The organism is Cryobacterium sp. M96 (assembly GCF_002929845.1).
GTDB classification, from domain to species: Bacteria; Actinomycetota; Actinomycetes; order Actinomycetales; family Microbacteriaceae; genus Cryobacterium; species Cryobacterium sandaracinum.
Genome location: NZ_PJJS01000045.1, coordinates 21,871 through 39,801, shown reverse-complemented (window position 1 = coordinate 39,801; position 17,931 = coordinate 21,871). Strand labels below are relative to the sequence as shown.

The 17,931-nt window shown below is 68.1% G+C and carries 17 protein-coding genes and 1 pseudogene; 2 read left to right on the top strand and 16 right to left on the bottom strand.

The window, feature by feature from the left end; translation table 11 throughout:
• The first annotated feature begins 69 nt into the window (after positions 1 to 69).
• Complete coding sequence (locus CXY79_RS07495; RefSeq protein ID WP_104100512.1) at positions 70 to 279, top strand: hypothetical protein; 210 nt, start codon at positions 70 to 72, stop codon at positions 277 to 279.
• Between the two features lie 17 nt (positions 280 to 296).
• On the opposite strand, the gene CXY79_RS07490 is transcribed toward CXY79_RS07495, so the two are convergent.
• The 5 genes from CXY79_RS07490 to cyoE all read right to left on the bottom strand — a co-directional run bounded on the left by CXY79_RS07490 (position 297) and on the right by cyoE (position 3,846).
• Positions 297 to 1,286, bottom strand: a complete 990-nt coding sequence (locus CXY79_RS07490; protein ID WP_104100511.1) for a DUF4190 domain-containing protein — start codon at positions 1,284 to 1,286, stop codon at positions 297 to 299.
• A gap of 23 nt (positions 1,287 to 1,309) precedes the next feature.
• The gene (nusB, locus tag CXY79_RS07485; protein WP_104100510.1) at positions 1,310 to 1,729 is read right to left on the bottom strand and encodes a transcription antitermination factor NusB; all 420 of its coding nucleotides are present in this window, start codon (positions 1,727 to 1,729) and stop codon (positions 1,310 to 1,312) included.
• Entirely contained in the window at positions 1,729 to 2,289 is a 561-nt protein-coding gene (gene efp / locus CXY79_RS07480; protein ID WP_104100509.1) for an elongation factor P, read from the bottom strand. Before efp ends, nusB begins: the two co-directional genes overlap by 1 nt.
• A gap of 110 nt (positions 2,290 to 2,399) precedes the next feature.
• Positions 2,400 to 2,849 carry a type II 3-dehydroquinate dehydratase gene (locus CXY79_RS07475; RefSeq protein WP_104100508.1) on the bottom strand — a complete coding sequence of 150 codons (450 nt, stop codon included), beginning with the start codon at positions 2,847 to 2,849 and terminating at the stop codon, positions 2,400 to 2,402.
• Positions 2,850 to 2,895: 46 nt separating this feature from the next.
• The gene (gene cyoE / locus CXY79_RS07470; RefSeq protein ID WP_158250244.1) at positions 2,896 to 3,846 is read right to left on the bottom strand and encodes a heme o synthase; all 951 of its coding nucleotides are present in this window, start codon (positions 3,844 to 3,846) and stop codon (positions 2,896 to 2,898) included.
• A 490-nt stretch (positions 3,847 to 4,336) separates the two neighbouring features.
• Here cyoE and lepB point away from each other — a divergent pair, with 490 nt between their 5' ends.
• On the top strand, positions 4,337 to 5,071 hold the full coding sequence (gene lepB / locus CXY79_RS07460; protein ID WP_104100505.1) for a signal peptidase I: 735 nt from the start codon (positions 4,337 to 4,339) through the stop codon (positions 5,069 to 5,071).
• Between the two features lie 461 nt (positions 5,072 to 5,532).
• On the opposite strand, the gene CXY79_RS07455 is transcribed toward lepB, so the two are convergent.
• The 11 genes and pseudogenes from CXY79_RS07455 to CXY79_RS07405 all read right to left on the bottom strand — a co-directional run bounded on the left by CXY79_RS07455 (position 5,533) and on the right by CXY79_RS07405 (position 17,893).
• Positions 5,533 to 6,033, bottom strand: coding sequence for a histidine phosphatase family protein (locus CXY79_RS07455; RefSeq protein ID WP_134420611.1), 501 nt, complete (start codon positions 6,031 to 6,033; stop codon positions 5,533 to 5,535).
• A 515-nt stretch (positions 6,034 to 6,548) separates the two neighbouring features.
• A pseudogene (locus CXY79_RS16450) lies at positions 6,549 to 7,595 on the bottom strand (aldehyde dehydrogenase family protein); the annotation flags it as partial.
• Between the two features lie 1,319 nt (positions 7,596 to 8,914).
• Positions 8,915 to 10,021 carry a 3-dehydroquinate synthase gene (gene aroB / locus CXY79_RS07445; protein WP_104100503.1) on the bottom strand — a complete coding sequence of 369 codons (1,107 nt, stop codon included), beginning with the start codon at positions 10,019 to 10,021 and terminating at the stop codon, positions 8,915 to 8,917.
• Positions 10,018 to 10,533: a shikimate kinase gene (locus tag CXY79_RS07440; protein ID WP_174720172.1), complete on the bottom strand. Its 516-nt coding sequence runs from the start codon at positions 10,531 to 10,533 to the stop codon at positions 10,018 to 10,020. Before CXY79_RS07440 ends, aroB begins: the two co-directional genes overlap by 4 nt.
• 18 nt (positions 10,534 to 10,551) lie before the next feature.
• The gene (gene aroC, locus CXY79_RS07435; RefSeq protein WP_104100566.1) at positions 10,552 to 11,757 is read right to left on the bottom strand and encodes a chorismate synthase; all 1,206 of its coding nucleotides are present in this window, start codon (positions 11,755 to 11,757) and stop codon (positions 10,552 to 10,554) included.
• A 5-nt stretch (positions 11,758 to 11,762) separates the two neighbouring features.
• Positions 11,763 to 12,668, bottom strand: coding sequence for a shikimate dehydrogenase (locus CXY79_RS07430; RefSeq protein WP_104100502.1), 906 nt, complete (start codon positions 12,666 to 12,668; stop codon positions 11,763 to 11,765).
• Positions 12,661 to 13,902, bottom strand: a complete 1,242-nt coding sequence (mltG, locus tag CXY79_RS07425) for an endolytic transglycosylase MltG (RefSeq protein WP_104100501.1) — start codon at positions 13,900 to 13,902, stop codon at positions 12,661 to 12,663. Before mltG ends, CXY79_RS07430 begins: the two co-directional genes overlap by 8 nt.
• Positions 13,899 to 14,423 carry a Holliday junction resolvase RuvX gene (ruvX, locus tag CXY79_RS07420; protein ID WP_174720173.1) on the bottom strand — a complete coding sequence of 175 codons (525 nt, stop codon included), beginning with the start codon at positions 14,421 to 14,423 and terminating at the stop codon, positions 13,899 to 13,901. The genes mltG and ruvX overlap by 4 nt, the downstream gene beginning before the upstream one ends.
• A gap of 3 nt (positions 14,424 to 14,426) precedes the next feature.
• The gene (alaS, locus tag CXY79_RS07415; protein ID WP_104100500.1) at positions 14,427 to 17,081 is read right to left on the bottom strand and encodes an alanine--tRNA ligase; all 2,655 of its coding nucleotides are present in this window, start codon (positions 17,079 to 17,081) and stop codon (positions 14,427 to 14,429) included.
• A gap of 72 nt (positions 17,082 to 17,153) precedes the next feature.
• Positions 17,154 to 17,384, bottom strand: coding sequence for a hypothetical protein (locus tag CXY79_RS07410; protein WP_104100499.1), 231 nt, complete (start codon positions 17,382 to 17,384; stop codon positions 17,154 to 17,156).
• 131 nt (positions 17,385 to 17,515) lie between these two features.
• Positions 17,516 to 17,893, bottom strand: coding sequence for a DUF948 domain-containing protein (locus tag CXY79_RS07405; RefSeq protein WP_104100498.1), 378 nt, complete (start codon positions 17,891 to 17,893; stop codon positions 17,516 to 17,518).
• Positions 17,894 to 17,931 lie beyond the last annotated feature (38 nt).

Genomic DNA, 17,931 nt, shown 5'->3' with positions numbered 1-17,931 from the left:
CCCCCAGGGGCGCCGAAGTGGCTGCCGACCTTGATTGGTTGCCGGCCCCAGGCGAGGGAGGACGACGCCATGTCGCCCCATGGCAGCGAGAAGAACATCGAGAGGTCCCCGGGCCCATCCCCGTCCGCGTCCGAGGTGAGCGCCCCGGCCGTCAGCAGCCAGCGTTGGGCATTCACGGACCTCGACGTCATCCTGCAGCTGCAGGGCACCACCCCTATGCGCCCGGCCTGGCCATCCTTCATCGCCGTCACCGTTGCCGGCATCACGGTCTCCACCTGAGACCTTCGCGGCTGAGCTCAGCCGACCGAGTTGCTGCTGAGGAAGTCCAGGAATTCCGCCGGGTCGGTCAGTCCGCCGTCGTAGACCCTGCCGTTGACGAGCACGGTCGGCGTGCCCCGGATCCGGGTGATCTCGGCATCCGCAATCACGCCGTTCAGGGCTTGCTCGGTGTTGGCCCGGGACCAGGCCTGGTACTCGCCGGCCGCGAGGCAGTCGTCGATGTCGACGGGGTTGTCGACGAGGGCCGCAAGCTCCGGATCGCCGAGCCCCGCGGTGTTCTCGGCGGGCTGGTTCGCAAACAGGGCCGCCTGGTAGGCGAGCAGGTTCTCCGGGTTGAGGGTGGCCTGGCAGGTAAGCGCGGCGGATGCCCTGGTCGAGTAGGCCGTTCCCTGCGAGACCCGGTCGAGGAAAGTGAGCGAGTGCAGCCGCAGGGTGATGGTCCCGTCAGAGGCGAGGGCAGCCAGCTCGCCGCCGTTCGTCTCCTCGAACTGCCGGCAGTACGGGCACATCGGGTCGAAGTAGACGTCGACGAGCGCGGCGCCGGTGCCGACCGACAGGTAGCCGTCGTCGAAGTGGGCCGCACCGACGCTGCCGGTGGGCAGGGCTCCCTGCGACGCATCCCCGTTCGCCTCATCCGCCTGCGGCTCGCTCGTGGACGAACTCCACGGCTGGTCGCCCACGGCTCCGTTCACGGCCGCCGCGATGAGCGGAATCACGGTCGCGGTGACGACGAGGGCGATCACAAGCGCCAGGGTGGTGGCGGCGATGCCCACGTAGCCGAGAACGAGCCCGGTGATCGCCAGACCTCGGCCGCCCTCATGGGTGCGCCTGATCTGCCCCAGGGCGAGGTGCCCGGTGATCACGGCCGCCAGGGACACGAAGAACGCCGACACCAGGGAGATGATCGCCAGTGTGTTCGTCTTCGGCGCCGCCGGGAAGGGCGACTGTCCGTAGGCCGGCGAATACGGCTCCGGGGCGCGGGGCGGTGCGGGCTCGGTGTTGGTCATGCGTTCCCCCCTGGAAGAACGGATTACGCGGATGGTGCGGTTTGGGCGATGCGCCCGAGGAGTCCGTTCACGAATCCGGCCGAGTCATCCGTCGACAGGATTTTGGCGGCCTCGACCGCCTCGTCGATGGCGACAGCGTGCGGGACGGCGTCGTTGAAGAGGATCTCCCAGATGCCGATGCGCAGGATGGCGCGGTCGAGGACGGGCATGCGAGCCAGCGTCCAGCCCTGCGAGTACGTCTCGATGAGTTCGTCGATCTCCTCGCGGTGATCCACGACGCCGTCGATGATGTCCCGGGCGTAGAGCCAGGAGGCCATCCGGGCCGGCTCGCTCGCGGCGCGCTGCGCCTCGAGGGCGAGCGACTCCGGGATGGTGCTCTGCCGCACGTCTGCGGCATACAGGATGTCGATCGCACGCTTGCGCGCCTTGGTCCGAGCGCTCACTAGTTGACGCGGCCCAGGTAGTCCCCGGTGCGGGTGTCGACCTTGACTCGGGTGCCCTGCTCGAGGAACAGGGGAACCTGGATCTGGAAGCCTGTTTCGACGGTGGCGGGCTTGGTGCCGCCGGTTGAGCGGTCGCCCTGAAGGCCCGGCTCGGTGTAGGTGATTTCGAGAACGACGGAGGCCGGCAGCTCGACGTAGAGGGGGTTGCCGTTGTGCAGGGCGATCGTCACGTTCTGGTTCTCGAGCATGAAGTTGACGGCGTCGCCCACAACGACGGCCGGAACGTGCAGCTGATCGAAATCGGACACGTCCATGAAGACGTAGGAGTCGCCGTCCGCGTACAGGTACTGGAAGTCCTGGCGGTCGACGTTCTCGGTCTCGATCTTCGCGCCGGCGTTGAAGGTGCGGTCGACGGTCTTGCCTGTCACGACGTTCTTCAGCTTGGTGCGGACGAAGGCGCCGCCCTTGCCCGGCTTGACGTGCTGGAAATCGGTGACTGCCCACAGCTGGCCATCGATGTTAAGCACGACGCCATTCCGGATATCGGCGGTTGATGCCATGAAAATGTGTTCCGTTCACTGGGTTCAATTAGAAACGTGCGCGGCCGATTCGGCCATCATCGAGTGTAGTTGCCCGCAGCCCGCGCACCAAAGGCGCGAGACCCGGCCGGTCAGGCGGTCGCCGGCACCGACCTCGCGATGAAGTCCAGGGCCAGACGGTAGGAATCGAAGCCGAACCCGGCGATCACCCCGGTGGCCACGGCGCTGACGACGCTCGTGTGGCGGAACGTTTCCCGGGCGTGCGGGTTGGACAGGTGCACCTCGACCAGGGTGACGCCGGCCTTCGTCACGAGAGCGGCGGCATCCCGCAGCGCGTAGCTGTAGTGCGTGAACGCCGCCGGGTTCAGGATGACGGGGATGCGCTCGTCGACGGCCTCGTACAGCCAGTGGATGAGCTCGGCCTCGTCATCCGTCTGGCGCACGTCGACCGTCGTCCCCGCCGGGGCGGCCCGCGTCAGCATCGCGCGCAGCTGATCGAGATCGGCCGACCCGTAAACGTCGGGTTCGCGACTGCCGAGCCGCCCCAGGTTCGGGCCGTTCAGAACGAGAACTGTACTCATTCCCACAGCCTAAGGGAGTACGCGGGCGCCGAAGGCCAGGGCAGGATCAGGGCAGGATCGGCCCGACCGAGATCATCACGCAGTACACCAGGATCATCACCAGCGAGTAGCGGAACATCCGCCTGGCCCAGGCGGCGGGATCGGCGGCGCGCAGGCCGATGACACCCAGCCAGATCCAGTAAGCGCCGAGCACGCCCATGACCGCCGTATAGACGTAGCCCACGTAGCCGAATACCGACAAGAGGAGGGTGGAGACAACGAATCCGACCGTGTAGACGAGGATCTGAACTGTGGTGTTCGGGACGCCCCGCACCACGGAAATGACGGGCACACCGGCACGGGCGTATTCGTCGTGGCGGTAGATGGCGATGGAGTAGAACTCGGGCATCTGCCAGAGGAACACGGCCAGGAAGGCGAGCACGGCTGCGATGTCGATGGCGCCGGTGACGGCGACGTAGCCGGCCAGAATGGGCGCTGCGCCCGAGACGCTGCCGACCAGGGTGCCGTGGATCGACATGCGCTTGGACAGCATGCCGTAGAGCACGACATAGACGAGGAAGCCGCCCAGGCCGACGGCGACGACGAGCCAGTTCGTCCAGGCGATGAGCGTCGCCATGCCGAAAACGAACAGCAGGCTTGAGAAGGTGACCGCGTTCCGCACGCCGATGCGGCCGGTGACCGTGGCCCGCTTCTTCGTGCGTTCCATCACCGTGTCGATGTCGCGGTCGAGTACGTTGTTGAGCACGGTGGCCGAAGCAATCACGAGCGTGGTGCCCAGGCAGAGAGCCGCGAACAGGAAAAGATCCACCTGGCCCCGGGCCGCGAGTAGAAAGCCCGCCGCGGCTGTCAACGCGTTGCCGTAGAGAACGCCGGGTTTGGTCAGGGAGTAGTACAGCGTGACCGTGTCACGAATGCCCGTGCCGTCGGCCCGGCCGGCGAGAGCCCCGTCGGTGCCGTCCACCCGATTGCGAACGAAGAATGGTACGCGCGCAGTCATGCGGAAAGGGGTCCCATCGGGTCGTCGGTCGTGATCAATCATATGCCGCCGAATCTGTGCACGACCCGTGCCGGCCGACATCACACTGGCGCGCGTCGCGGCGCCTCTATCCGGCGCTGATCCAGGGCGGTAGGGTATCGAAGCCGGTCGTTTGGTCGGCGCCAGGCCAAGAACAAGGGTGCGACATGGCCGGAAGATTCACCATCTATCGGGACCAGTCGGGCCGCTACCGATTCTGTTTCTCCGCGGACAACGGGCAGAGCATCCCGTCGCCGGAAACCTATTGCACGGAGGACGAGACCCGGAAAATGGTTGACTCTCTGCGCTCCAACGTCAGCCCACGCAGCCGCCGCACGCACTGAGGCCAGCGCCTGTCTCCTAACCGTCATCCCCGTGGCGACAGGGGTGCAACCGCGTTCTGCTCACCCTGGCCTTGCAGTCGCCCTGCATCGGTCGAATTGGCCCACCACGCGTCACGTCAGGGGAGAAATTGACAGACCACGAAAGCGCGGGTCGTCGGCCCCGCGCCGCCTGGCGAGGATCTGCGTCGGGTAGCGCCAACGCCCGCACACCACGGAGGCGTCGCGTCCTCCGAAACCTCCTCGTCATCCTGGCCAGCGCCCTGGTCGTCTCGTTTCTGACCGAGGCCTTCCTGATCCGCACGTTCTACATCCCGACCGGATCGATGCAGGACACCCTGCAGATCGACGACCGCATTATCGTGAACGAGCTCGTCCCCGACGTCGTCGACCTCGATCGCGGCGACATCGTCGTTTTCAGGGATCCCGGCGGATGGCTCGGTCCGGTCGCTCCGGCCCCGATCGAGGCAGGGAACACCGTTGTCGACGGCATCCAGTGGCTCGCCGCTGAGGTCGGCCTCCGGGTTCCGGATTCCGATGACCACCTCGTGAAACGCGTCATCGGCCTCCCCGGCGACGATGTGGCCTGTTGCGACGCGGCGGGCAGCACCACCGTCAACGGCGAGCCGATCACCGAGCCCTACCTCAAGCTGCCGCCCGGGGCCATCCGAACGTCGGAGTACGACTTTTCCGTGACCGTGCCGGCCGGCGGTCTCTGGGTCGAGGGCGACAACCGTTACAACTCGGCGGACAGCCGGCTGCACACAGACACACCCGGCAACGGATTCGTGCCCGTCTCCCATGTGGTCGGCCGGGCGTTCGTGATCAACTGGCCGCTCAGCCACTGGTCCTGGCTCGGCGGCTGACCCGCCGCCCCGACACCGCCCCCGCCGTTCCCGTTCCCGCCCCCGCCCCCGCCCTTGCCCTTGCCCCAATACCAGACCCCCAGTCTCGGGCGAATTCGACGGAGATTTTGGCCCCACGCGTCCCAAACCGGCCAAACCGTGCCAGATTGCGCAAAATCTCCGTCGAATTCGTTCGTTCCATTCGGCCGCGCTGCGTGGGACTACGTCGGCGAAAAAGCGCCCTCTGGCCAGCGTCGCACAAGCCGGATACGACGAGACGACGAGTCAAAAGCAGATGCCAGCGCTGGCACCCTCGAGTGCCTCCCGGCGCGAGAGCACCGGCATCCGTTGGCGCGCTCCCCAGCGCTTCCCGACGCTCCGCAACGCCCTGGAACGTCGTGGCGTGCCCCGCGGCCTGACCACGGGATCGGTTGCCGCCGCGGTCGTCCTCTTTCTCGGCGCGTTCAGGCAGCCCTGCGCCGCTAGCGAGGAGGCGCGTTCACCCTGGGCGGCCGGCCCTGGGCCAGGAGGGCCGCCGGGGACTCTCCGGCGGACGACCAGGGACCCTCCCAGCCGATCACGGCGAAAGCCGAGGTCGGCAGGGACACGGTCGTGCCGGCGAGAGCGGTGGCCAGATCCTCGAGGCCGGGATTGTGGCCCACCAGGACGACGGTGTGCATGGTGCCCGGCAGCGCCCGAACAATGCTCTGCAGTTCGCCGGCCGAGGTGGCATACACCGCATGTTCGACACGGATCGGCGGAGTGCTCTCGAACTCGGCCGCCACGAGGTCCCAGGTGGCCCGCGCGCGCTCCGCCGGTGACACGACCGCGAGATCGATGCGGTAGCCGCTGTGGGACAGCCACGCTCCGGTGAGCGGCGCCTGCCGTACCCCACGTTTTGCCAGCGGCCGGTCGACGTCGGCCTGGCCGCCCGCCCAGTCCGACTTGGCGTGCCGCAACAGGATCAGGGTGCGTTCAGGCATCGCCCGGCCCCGCGCCCACCCGGCCGGCAACACAGACGTTGACACTTTCCAATCGCTCACCGCTGATCATCATCCTGTCAGTCTGCCACTGCATCCACGACGGTGGCCGGGAGTTCGCAGACGCCCTCGTCGTGGGCGACGAACATGCCCGTGATGCGCACCACTTTGCCGAAGGATTCGGCGAGTTCCCGGGCCCAGGCCTGGTCGGGCGCGGTTAGCGCCGCGGTGCCCGGTCGCTCGAGGGTGAGGATGACGCTGCCGCACGGGCCGTGCTCGGACAGGAGCCGACCGACCGCCGCGGCCATGACGGCGGCACCGCCGGGTTTCGGACGGAGCGGGATGTCGTCGACGGGAATCAGCAGGGGAATCTGCCGCCCGCAGGCGTCGAGCAGCATGAACCAGAGCTGGCGGCTAATCGCGTGGCCGACGAGGTCGGCCACCCGGTCTCGCGCCTGCTCGGTCGTGGTCACTGGGGCAGCGTCTTCGACGCGCAGAGGGGTTGTCATGCCACCCAGACTGGACGCGCGGACATCCGTCGCGGTCCCCGTCCACAGGGCCGGGCTCGGGAGGGAGCGGTGGAGGAGAGTGAACTCGACGGCGTCGCTCAGGGAGTCATCGTAGATCGGCTTCTGCAGCACCGCCCGGCTGGGCGCGGTGCACACCTCGCCCTGGTTGAACGCGAAGAGCACGAACCCTTCCAGGGCCTTGTCGTAGAACGCATCCTTCTCCTGGGCGACGTCGCCGAAGAAGATGTTGGGGCTCTTTCTGCCGAGCTTCATGGTCGACGGGATGATATTGGAGCTCGCGTACTGCATGATCCGACGCCCGGTCGAGGTCTGTCCCATGAACGCGATCTTGCGGATACGGTTGGACGACGCGAGCGGCTTGCCGGCCTCGATGCCGAAACCGTTGACGACGTTGAGCCCTCCCGTCGGCAGCACATCGCCGATCAGTTCGATCAGCACGAGGATCGACACCGGGGTCTGATCGGCCGGCTTCAGCACGATCGCGTTGCCGGCGGCCAGGGCCGGGGCCAGCTTCCAGACGGCCATCAGGAGTGGGAAGTCCCACGGGATGATCTGCCCGACGACGCCGAGCGGCTCGTGGAACTGGTCGGAGACCATGTCGCCGCCCAGCTCGGCGTGGTCGCCATCCTAGGCGCGGATGGAGGCAGCGAAATAGCGGAAGTCGTCGGAACAGAGCGGGATGTCCGCGTTCAACGTCTCGCGCACCGGCTTGCCGTTCTCCCAGGTCTCGTCGACCGAGAGCAGGTCGAGGTTCGCACCGATGATGTCGGCGATCTTGTTGAGCACGGCCGCGCGCTCGGTCGACGAGGTCTTGCCCCACACCGGCGCTGCACTATGCGCGGCGTCCAGGGCCAGTTCGATATCCTCCGCGGTGCCGCGGGCCACCTCGGCGAACGGCTTCCCGTTGACGGGTGAGATGTCTTCGAAGTACTGGCCCCTGACGGGCTTGACCCACTCGCCGCCGATCCAGTTCTCGTAGCGGGGCTTGAAGGTGACGAGGGCGCCCGGTGTTCCGGGGTTGGAATAGACGGTCATGATGTCTCCTCGTCGACGACGTCGTCGGTGTGGAACCGCGGGACGCGGACCTGGACCTTGATCCGAGGAAGGAGAACGTTGCTTCAGCGTTGCGGGATATTGCGGGCGGGGCCGCGGAGCCGTCGCGGCGCAACTCGTCCGCGATCCGGTTCAATCGGGCGACCACGGATGCCCGCTTCGGCGACCGCGCCGGCAGCAGTTCGAGGCACGCGCGCCAGACCTCAGCGTCGTAGGTCGCCTCGTCGGTGCGGGCGTACTCCAGCAGGAGTTCGGCGGACGCGTCGCTGAGCATGGCCTGCCGCAGCCGCGCAGAGATCCCGGCGCGGATCTGGACGATTCCCGGCGCGGTCGAGCTCGGTAGCACGGGCCCCCGGTAGGCCCCCAACGCCACCCGGTGCGTGCCGGGCTCCAGGGATGCCAGCACGCGCTGGGCGTCCAGTTCGACGGATGTCTCGAGCCGGTAGGGCCGGGAGGCGATGCCGCCACGGGGGCTGGTCTGCTACAGCACCCCGCGTAGCCGCACCATCTCGGCACGCAGGTTGTCGACCGCGTTGGTTTGGTCGGTGAGCAGCAGCGAGGGCCGGTCGTTGGATGCGCAGTTCCGCTTCCAGGGCCGCGACGGCCGCCGCCACGAGCGGGAGAGTCTGCGGGGCCACCGCCTCGTCGCCGCCCGTGATGTCGATGACGCCGAGGATGGAGCCGGAATGCGGGTCGGGGATGCGCACGGCCGTGCAACTCCACGGATGCGCCAACTGGTTGAAATACTCGGCCCGCTGAATCTGGATTCCGTGATCGAGGGCCAGGGCCGTGCCCGGCGCGCTCGTGCCGACCCGGCGCTCGGACCAGTCCGACCCCTCGACGAACAGCATCCCCTCCGCCTTACTCCGCACGGTTCGGTCACCGTCGATCCAGAGCGGGCGACCGAACTCGTCACCGATGGCCACGATCAGGCCGGAGTGAAAGGCGTGCCGGATGAGCAGGTTGTGCACGACCGGGAGCACGGCGGCCAGCGGATGCCGGTCGCGCAGCTCGTCGGAGCTGAGTTCGTGTTAGTGGACGAGCCTCAGCGAATCAAGGCTGAGGGCGAGCGACCGTTGCCAGGACTCCTGCACCAGCTTGCGCACGCCCGGACCGACGAACCGTTCCGTGACTGCCGCCTCCTGGGCCGCCGTCAGGTCCGCGAAGTCTCCGCCTCCGCTCTCGCCGGCCGCACGGACGATCCACGGACTCGTCCTGAAGCCTCCGAACAGCTTCGGTCAGCGGCGACCGGCTGCGCCGGTCTGGGAATCAGTCTGGGCCCACGGATGCGGCGCGAATGGTTAGGAGCCGATCTCCTGGTAGGCGGCGAACAACAACGACGAGTCCGGTCCTTCGAGCACGGTCGGCTTCCCGATGTCGTCGAGCACGATGAATCGCAGCATGCCGCTGCGGGTCTTCTTGTCGCGCTGCATGGTGGCGAGCAGGGTGCTCCAGCGGCCGACCGGATAGGTGGTGGGCAGGGTGAGCGATTCGAGGATGCGACGGTGCCGGTCGACGGCCTCGTCCGAGAGCCGGCCGCTCAGCCGGGCGACCTCCGCCGCGAACATCATGCCGACGGCAACGGCCGCCCCGTGCCGCCAGCCATAGCGTTCGGCGTGCTCGACGGCGTGGCCGAGGGTGTGCCCGTAGTTCAGAATCTCACGCAGGCCGGACTCCCTGAAGTCTTCCCCCACGACCCGGGCCTTCATCCCGATCGCGAGTTCGAGCACGCGCCGGAACTGCGGGGTGTGCGGGTCGGTGACGGCCGTGACATCCGCTTCGACGATGTCCAGGATCTCGGGCAGCTGGATGAACCCGGCCTTCACGATCTCGGCGAAGCCGGCCAGGATCTCGTTACGCGGCAGGTCGTCGAGCACGTCCAAATCGCAGATGACGGCGGCGGGCGCGTAGAAGGTGCCGACAAGGTTCTTGCCCTCGGCGGTGTTGATGCCGTTCTTGCCGCCGACGGCGGCGTCGACCATGCCGAGCACGCTGGTCGGGATCTGCACCAGGCGCACGCCACGGAGCCAGGTCGCGGCGACGAAGCCGGCCAGGTCGGTGACGGCGCCGCCGCCGAAGCCGATCACGGCATCCGTACGACTGAAGTCGGCCTGACCCATGACCTGCCAGCAGAACGCGGCCACCTCGACGCGCTTGGCAGCCTCGGCGTCGGGCACCTCGGCGATCAGCACCTCGAATCTGCCGAGCAGGCTCTCGCGCAGGGCGACGGCGCGGGCGCCCAGGTGTGAGGTGTGCACGATGAGCACCTTCGCCACCTTCGGGCCGAGCTGTTCGACGACGTCGTCGACGAGGCCGCGACCGATCAGAACGGGGTAGCTGTCGGCGCCGGCAACCGTGATAACGGTGGTGGCGGGCTCGGTGGAATCAGGCACAGGTGCTCCGGTCATGATCTTTTCTTGGTCCATTTCACGACGTCATCAGCGATGGCGCCCAGGGGACGGTGCGAGGTGTCGAAACGGATGCCGGCCAGCGCCTCATAGATCGGGCGCCGGAGGGCGTAGATGCGCTTCCAATCGGCGATTCCGCCCGTGAGCAGCGGCCGTTTCGCCCCGCCGATCCGGGCCCCGACGGCTCGAGCGGACACGCTCAGGTACACCACGGAGCACTCAGCAAGGTCGGCCTGAGTCTCCTCGTCGAGCACGGCTCCCCCGCCGAGCGAAACCACGGCCTGCTCGGTGAGGGCCTGCACCACGGCCTGGCGTTCGAGCACCCGGAAGTGCTCTTCACCGTGCTGCCCGAAGAGGTCCGTGATCGGCCCGTGCAGGGCGACGATCCGGTGGTCGGTGTCGATGAACGGCACATCGAGGGACTTCGCCACTTTCCGGCCGATCTTGGTCTTGCCGGCGGCCATGGGACCGATGAAGACGAGGGGCAGGATCGGATGCGTCGGCGCGGCCATTGTGATTCTCCGGCGCCTCTAAAGGGAAGCGTCGCTGGACGCGCCCGTCTGGAGATTCGCCGGCATTCCGGCCAGGTAGGACTCCAGGTTGCGGCGCGTCTCCACGATGGAGTCACCACCGAACTTCTCCAGGACCGAGTTGGCCAGCACCAGAGCGACCATGGCTTCCGCGACCACGCCGGCGGCCGGCACGGCACAGACATCCGACCGCTGGTGGTGCGCGGGGGCAGCCTCGCTCGTGGCCACGTCAACCGTGCGGAGGGCGCGCGGGATCGTGGAGATGGGCTTCATGCCGGCGCGCACGCGCAACACGGTTCCGGTGCTCATGCCGCCTTCGGTGCCGCCGGCCCGGTCGCTGACCCGCTGGATGCGACCGTCGGCCTGCACAAGCTCGTCGTGCGCCTCCGAGCCGCGCCGGGTGGTGGTCAGGAAACCGTCCCCGACCTCGACCCCCTTGATGGCCTGGATGCCCATCAGCGCGGCCGCCAGCTGCGAATCGAGGCGGCGATCCCAGTGCACGAACGAACCGAGTCCGGGAGGAAGGTTGTAGGCCAGCACCTCGACGACCCCGCCGAGGGTGTCGCCCTCCTTGTGGGCCAGGTCGACCTCGGCCACCATCCGGGCGGAGGTGACGGCGTCGAAGCAGCGCAGCGGGTCGGCGTCGAGGGCGTCGACGTCGCCGGGTAGCGGTAGCGGGGCGTCGACGGGCACGCGAACCGGCCCGATCGACAGGGTGTGGCTGACCAGGGTGATGCCGAGCTCGGCCAGGAACGACCGGGCGACGGCGCCGAGCGCGACGCGTGCCGCGGTCTCCCGGGCGCTGGCGCGCTCCAGTACCGGGCGGGCCTCGCCGAAGCCGTACTTCTGCATGCCGACCAGATCGGCGTGGCCGGGCCGGGGACGGGTCAGGGGGGCGCCGCGTCCGCGCGCGGACGTGGTCTCCACCGGTGCGGGACTCATCACCTCGGCCCACTTGGGCCATTCAGTGTTACCGATCCGCAGGGCAACCGGTCCGCCCATGGTGAGGCCGTGGCGCACGCCGCCCGAGATGTTCAGTTCGTCCTGCTCGAACTTCTGGCGCGCGCCTCGGCCGTAGCCGAGTTTGCGGCGTGCTAAGTCGAGGCGGATCGCATCTAGAGTAACCGGGATTCCAGCGGGCAAACCCTCGACAATGGCGATGAGTTCGGGGCCGTGGGACTCTCCGGCGGTGAGCCAACGAAGCATGACCACTATCCTGTCACAGCCTTCCCGGTCAGGGCGCCGCGCATGGCGTGCAGCACCACGTCCTCATTCGGGAGCGGCTCGAACGGGTTGCCGGAGACGAAGATGCGCACCTGGATCAGGGCCTGGTGCAGCAGCATCCCCTCTCCGGACACCGCGGTGCCGCCCACCGACGACCAGGACCGGGCGAGGGCGCTGGGCCAGGGGGAATAGCTGACGTCGAACAGGAGCGCCTGCCGGCGCAGCCCGGCGGGAAACTCGGCGCCCGGGTCGCTGCCCCCGGGCAGGGTGCTGATCACCAGCTCGCTGACGCGGGCAGGGTCGGGCAGGTCGGTGAGCGGGTATACCCGTACCACGACCCCGAGGCTCTGCCCCAGTTCGACCAGATCGGCCGCCTTCGCCGGGGTACGCACGAGCACGTCGACCAGCTCCGCGCCCAGCTCAGCCGCGGCGACCAGGGCGGATGCCGCGGTGGCGCCGGCGCCGAGCAGGCACACGTGCACCGCGCGGCGCACTCCGGCTTCGGCAAGGGCACGCACCAGGCCGGTGACGTCCGTGTTGAAACCCTGCAACGTTCGCCTGCCGTCGGCTTCACCGAACAGCACCGTGTTGACGGAGCCGGTCTGAGCGGCGACCCGGTCGATGCCGTCGAGCTGCGCCTGGACCTCGTGCTTGAGGGGCATCGTGAGGGAGAGGCCGCGCCAGTCTGCGCCCCGGGACGCGAGGAAGTCCGGCAGTCCGCCCGCCGGCACCCGCACGGCGTCGTAGCGCCAGTCCAGGCCGAGCGCCTGGTACGCGGCCCGGTGCAGTGCCGGGGAGAGGGAATGCTCGACGGGCGAGCCCAGCACCGCGAGACGACGCACGCGGGCAGAGTCACGGGCGGGGGCCGGCACGGATGCTTCGGGCTCAACCATATTCGGGGTGCTCGTCCATCCAGGCCAGCCATTTGTTCACGGCGGCGTCGTGCTCCGCGATCGTGGTGGAGAAGATCGTCTCCCCCGTGTCGAGGTTCCAGGACACGAAGTACAGCCAGGTGCCGTCGGCGGGGTTCACGGCGGCGTCGATCGCGATGTCGCCGGGGTTCGAGATCGGCCCCACGGGAAGCCCGGGGTGCACATAGGTGTTGTAGGCGTTGGCGGCGTCGGCGCGTTCGGCATCCGTTGTCTTCACCCGGTCGGTCGCCCCGGTCCCGTAGGCCACGGTAGCGTCGGACTGCAGGAGCCCGCTCTGCCACTTTGCCGGGTCGAGCCGGTTCAGGAACACGCGCGAAACCTTGTAGAAATCCTCCGTGAGCCCCGCTTCGCGTTGGATCAGGGCCGCGACAACGATGGTCTTCCAGCGGTTCTCGGGCGCGACCCCGGCAGCGTCGAGAGCCTCGAACTGTCGGTCGACGAGCGTGCGGATGGCCTCGGGCGCCGTGGTCTCCGGGGGGAACGTGTAGGTGGCCGGGAACAGGAACCCCTCGAGGGTGGTTGCCTCGCCCGGCAGGCCGTAGGGCTCGACGTCGGCGGCCGTGGCCTCGAGATCGACCAAGGGAATGCTGGTGCCCTCGCTGATCAGCTGGAGCACCGAGGCAGTCGTGGTTCCCTCGGGTATCACCACGGTCTGTTCGAGCTTGTTGTCCGGGTCGAGCAGGGCGTCGAGGGCGGCACGGCCGCTCATCTTGCCGGCCAAACGATAGGCGCCGGGCTGGAAGACGGGTGCCGGGCTCTCCGCGCGGAGCACCTCGTAGAACGCGTCGTAGCTCTTCACCACGTCCTGGGCGAGGAGGGAGTTCGCGACGTCCTGACCGGTTTCACCGTCGTGGATCATCACGATGACCTCGTCGCCTCCGGCGCCGTCGTAGTCCGCCGGGCCCTGCACCATGCCGATCACGGTACCGATCGGCTCCTGGAGCAGGAGGGCGGCGGCACCGGCGAGTCCGGCCAGGATCAGGAAGACGATCAGGCAGCCCCAGGCGCCCCGGCGGCCCCTCTTCTGCGGCACCGGAGCGGAGTCCAGCAGGGCGCGACGACTGGACCGGGTGCCTTCGCCCCGTGACTCACGGATGGCCCGACGCGAACTGAGAGGATCCGCCGGGTCGATGGGGCTTGTCGGGTCGCCCGGCTCGGCCGGGGCTCCGGTGCTGTCGGCGGGAGGCGGTGTCATCGTTGAGGCTGCCCTTCATTCGGTGCGGCAGCTGGCGGGGACCCGGCTGGAAACTGGTCGCGCACGAGATCGACGGCGGTGCCGGCGGGTGTGCCCAGGGTGCGTTCGGTGTCGAGGGCATGCTGGAGGATGATTACCGCGGCGACTTGGTCGATCACGGGTTTTTGGGTTTTGGCCTTCCGCCCCGCGGAGCGCAGGACCGACTGCGCCGCGACGGTGGAAAGGCGCTCATCGACCAGGCGAACCGGAACGGCCAGGGACCGGGCCAGCAGCTCGGCGAACCCCACCGCATCGTTGGTCGACGCCGTGCGGTTGCCGGAGAGCGCGAGCGGCAGCCCGACCACCACCTCAACGGCGTCGAGCTCGGCCACCACGGCCACGATCCGGGCCACGTCCAGGCTGCCGGAGTGGTCGCGGCCCACGGTCTCGACCGGGATCGCCAGCAGGCCGTGCGCGTCGCTGCGGGCCAGGCCGATCCGGGCTTTCCCGACGTCGACTCCCACCCGCACACCGTGACGCATGGTTCAGCCTGCTACGGCGGATCGAACGGCCGCGAGGGCGTTCGGGATGGCTGCTGCGTCGGTGCCGCCGCCCTGGGCGAGGTCGTCCTTGCCGCCGCCGCCGCCGCCGAGGATGCCGGCGACCTGCTTCGCCAGGGCTCCCGCACGCTGGCCGGCCTCCCGGGCCGCGGGGTTGGTGGCCACGATGACGACGGGCTTGTCGGCGACCACGGCCGCGAGGGCTACGACCGCCGGCGTGCTGCCGAGCTGCGTACGGGTGGCCGTGACCAGCATCCGCAGGTCGTCAGCGGAGCCCAGCGTGCCGACCTGCTCGGCCACGACATTGACGGAACCGGCCAGCTTTGCCGAGGCGACGAGGGCCGGCACCCTGTCGGAGAGGGCCCGCGCCTCGAACGCGGCGATCTTCTTCTCGGCGGCCTTGAGGCTCTGCACGAGCTCGTTGATGCGCTCTGGCAACTGCTCCCGCGGCGTCTTCAGGTGTGAGGTCAGCTGGGAGACGAGGGCGCGCTCGGCGGCCAGGTCGCGGAAGGCCTCGAGGCCGACCAACGACTCCACCCGGCGGTTCGTGGAACCGACAGAACCCTCGCTGACAAGGTTGATCATGCCGATCTCGGCGCTGGAGGCGACGTGGGTTCCCGCGCAGAGTTCGCGAGACCAGGGGCCGCCGATATCGACGACGCGCACTCGGTCGCCGTACTTCTCGCTGAACAGGGCCATCGCGCCGAGCGCCTTCGCCTCGGCCAGGGGCAGCTCCCGGGTGAGCACGGGCAGGTTGTCCCGGATGGCGTTGTTGGAGATCTCTTCGATCTCGCTTCGGGTCGCCGGGGACAGTGCCTGGTTCCAGGAGAAGTCGAGGCGGAAGAAGCCGGCCTTGTTGTACGAGCCGGACTGGTGGGCGTTCGGGCCGAGCACCTGGCGGAGGGCGGCATGCAGCACGTGCGTGCCGGAGTGCGCCTGTCGGGCACCGCGGCGCCAGTCGGGGTCGACGACGCTGGTGGCGGAGTCCCCGACGCCGACTTCGCCGGTCCGCACCTGAACCTTGTGACTGATCAGGCCCTTGACGGGCTTCTGCACGTCGAGCACCTCGAGCTCGTAGCCGGTGCCCACGATCAAACCGGCATCGGCCTCCTGGCCGCCGGACTCCGCGTACAGGGCCGTCTCGGCGAGGATCACCTCGGCGATGTCACCGGAGACGGCGCGGTCGACAGAGAGACCGTTGACGATGATCCCAAGCACGCTGGATTCGGTCTGCAGGGCGTCGTAGCCCGTGAAGACGGTCTCCCCCGCCGCGCGGAATGCGCTGTAGACCGACAGGTCGGCGAGATGCGTCTTCTTGGCCTTGGCGTCGGCCTTGGCCATCGCGCGCTGCTTGGCCATCAGCGTGTCGAAGGCCTCGCGGTTGACGCTGAGCCCGGCCTCCTCGGCCATCTCGAGGGTGATCTCGATCGGGAAGCCGTAGGTGTCATGCAGGAGGAACGCGGTGTCGCCCGGCAGAACGACCTTGTCGGCCTTCTTGGTCTTCGCGACGGCGAGGTCGAGCACGGCGCTGCCACTGGCGAGGGTGCGCAGGAAGGTCTCCTCTTCGGCATACGCAGCCTGGCTGATGCGGGCGTAGTCCGCCTTGATCTCGGGGTACGCGCCGGCCATGGCGTCGCGCGAGGCCGGAAACAATTCGGGAAAGGTCGCGGCGTCGACGCCGAGGAGGCGCATGGCGCGCACGCTGCGGCGCATCAGGCGGCGCAGGATGTACCCGCGGCCCTCGTTGGACGGCATCACTCCGTCGCTCATCAGCATCAGGGACGACCGCACATGGTCGGCGACGATGCGCATCCGCACGTCGTCGTCGTGGACGGCCCCGTAGCGGCGACCGGACAGTTCCGCGGCCCGGTCGAGGACCGGGCGCACCTGGTCGATCTCGTACATGTTCTGAACGCCCTGTTTGAGGAAGGCGACACGTTCGAGCCCCATGCCGGTGTCGATGTTCTTCTTCGGCAGGTCGCCGAGGATGACAAAGTCGTTCTTGCTGGTGCCCTCGCCGCGGAGGTACTGCATGAAGACGAGGTTCCAGATTTCGACGTACCGGTCGTCGTCGGTGGCCGGGCCGCCGTCGATGCCGTAGGCCGGGCCGCGGTCGAAGAAGATCTCGGAGCAGGGTCCGGCGGGCCCGGGCTGACCGGTCGACCAGTAGTTGGAGTCCATGCCGAGACGCTGGATGCGGTGCTCGGGCAGGCCGAGGGCGCGCCAGTACCGAAAGGCCTCGTCGTCGTCCTCGTAGACGGTGACCCAGAGGTCCTTCTCGGCGAAGCCGTAGCCGCCGTCGGCATCCGAGCTGGTGAGTAGCTCCCAGGCGTAACCGATCGCCTGTTCCTTGAAGTAGTCGCCGAACGAGAAGTTGCCGTTCATCTGGAAGAAGGTGCCGTGACGCGGGGTCTTGCCGACCTCTTCGATGTCGTTGGTGCGGATGCATTTCTGAACACTCGTCGCTCGCGGGTAGGGGGGCGGCACGAGACCGGTCAAATACGGTACGAACGGAACCATCCCGGCCACCGTGAACAGGAGTGTGGGGTCGTCGCTGACAAGCGAAGCGGAGGGGACGACGGTGTGACCGCGATCGGCGAAGAAGTCGAGCCAGCGCCCGCGAATTTCAGCAGTCTGCATTAGTTCCGTAGTTCGTTGTAGTGGAAAAGATATGGATGATACCTACCTGGCGAGCACGTACTTGGCGAGTACTTACTTGGCAAGTTTTTCGATCGTGATTTCGGTCTCCGACTCGATGTCGCCGATGGCATCCCGCAGCTCGGCCTCACGCTTGCGGTAGCCGTCCGAGATGGCCTCACCGAATTCGCGCGCCTTGGTGTCCAGATCGGCGAAGAATTGCTTCCCCTGACGCGTCTTGCCGGCTTCGCGGGCGATGAGCAGCCCCGTGGTGACACCGACGACAAACCAGATGAAATTCTTCATAGCAATGCTCCCTGAATATGTGTGGAGACCCTGAAAAGTGGTGAAAAGGTCGGTTCACGGCGGTTGAACGTCTGGAACGACCGTCTGACCGGCGAATCCCTGACGGGCCGGCTCCGTTCCAGAGTACCCGACTACCTGTGGCGGCGGCGGCGGGTGCCGCCCGGGCGGGCAGCCCCCAGCGCCGCGCGAACCCCCGCGGAGAAGCCGGCCAGTTTGACCAGCGGGCCGCCGACGGTCGCCGCGACGAGGGCGACCAGGGCGGAGACGTTGCCCGTGACATCCGCCACGTTCGAGGTGATGGTGTCCACCCGGGCCAACTGCGCGTTGGTCTCCTGAATGGTCTTGGTGGATTCCTCGAGCAGTGGGGTGACGGTGTGGGTCAGGTCGCGGATGGCCACGGTCGTCTCGTCGAAGACGCGGCCGAGCTTGACCAGGGGCAGGGCCAGGAACCCGACCAACATCAGGAAGGCAGCGGCGAACACGAGCCCGACAATATCTCCACCAGACATTGACCAACCATCCATTCCAGATTCGACATTCACGAGCT

What these genes read in the sequence shown, in the direction of transcription:
- alaS (WP_104100500.1), bottom strand. Translation starts at nt 17,081, where the DNA reads ATGCAGACTGCTGAAATTCGCGGGCGCTGGCTCGACTTCTTCGCCGAT.
- cyoE (WP_158250244.1), bottom strand. Translation starts at nt 3,846, where the DNA reads ATGACTGCGCGCGTACCATTCTTCGTTCGCAATCGGGTGGACGGCACC.
- CXY79_RS07430 (WP_104100502.1), bottom strand. Translation starts at nt 12,668, where the DNA reads ATGGTTGAGCCCGAAGCATCCGTGCCGGCCCCCGCCCGTGACTCTGCC.
- CXY79_RS07495 (WP_104100512.1), top strand. Translation starts at nt 70, where the DNA reads ATGTCGCCCCATGGCAGCGAGAAGAACATCGAGAGGTCCCCGGGCCCA.
- CXY79_RS07475 (WP_104100508.1), bottom strand. Translation starts at nt 2,849, where the DNA reads ATGAGTACAGTTCTCGTTCTGAACGGCCCGAACCTGGGGCGGCTCGGC.
- ruvX (WP_174720173.1), bottom strand. Translation starts at nt 14,423, where the DNA reads ATGCGTCACGGTGTGCGGGTGGGAGTCGACGTCGGGAAAGCCCGGATC.
- CXY79_RS07455 (WP_134420611.1), bottom strand. Translation starts at nt 6,033, where the DNA reads ATGCCTGAACGCACCCTGATCCTGTTGCGGCACGCCAAGTCGGACTGG.
- CXY79_RS07440 (WP_174720172.1), bottom strand. Translation starts at nt 10,533, where the DNA reads ATGGCCGCGCCGACGCATCCGATCCTGCCCCTCGTCTTCATCGGTCCC.
- aroB (WP_104100503.1), bottom strand. Translation starts at nt 10,021, where the DNA reads ATGACCGGAGCACCTGTGCCTGATTCCACCGAGCCCGCCACCACCGTT.
- CXY79_RS07405 (WP_104100498.1), bottom strand. Translation starts at nt 17,893, where the DNA reads ATGTCTGGTGGAGATATTGTCGGGCTCGTGTTCGCCGCTGCCTTCCTG.
- efp (WP_104100509.1), bottom strand. Translation starts at nt 2,289, where the DNA reads ATGGCATCAACCGCCGATATCCGGAATGGCGTCGTGCTTAACATCGAT.
- mltG (WP_104100501.1), bottom strand. Translation starts at nt 13,902, where the DNA reads ATGACACCGCCTCCCGCCGACAGCACCGGAGCCCCGGCCGAGCCGGGC.
- CXY79_RS07410 (WP_104100499.1), bottom strand. Translation starts at nt 17,384, where the DNA reads ATGAAGAATTTCATCTGGTTTGTCGTCGGTGTCACCACGGGGCTGCTC.
- aroC (WP_104100566.1), bottom strand. Translation starts at nt 11,757, where the DNA reads ATGCTTCGTTGGCTCACCGCCGGAGAGTCCCACGGCCCCGAACTCATC.
- CXY79_RS07490 (WP_104100511.1), bottom strand. Translation starts at nt 1,286, where the DNA reads ATGACCAACACCGAGCCCGCACCGCCCCGCGCCCCGGAGCCGTATTCG.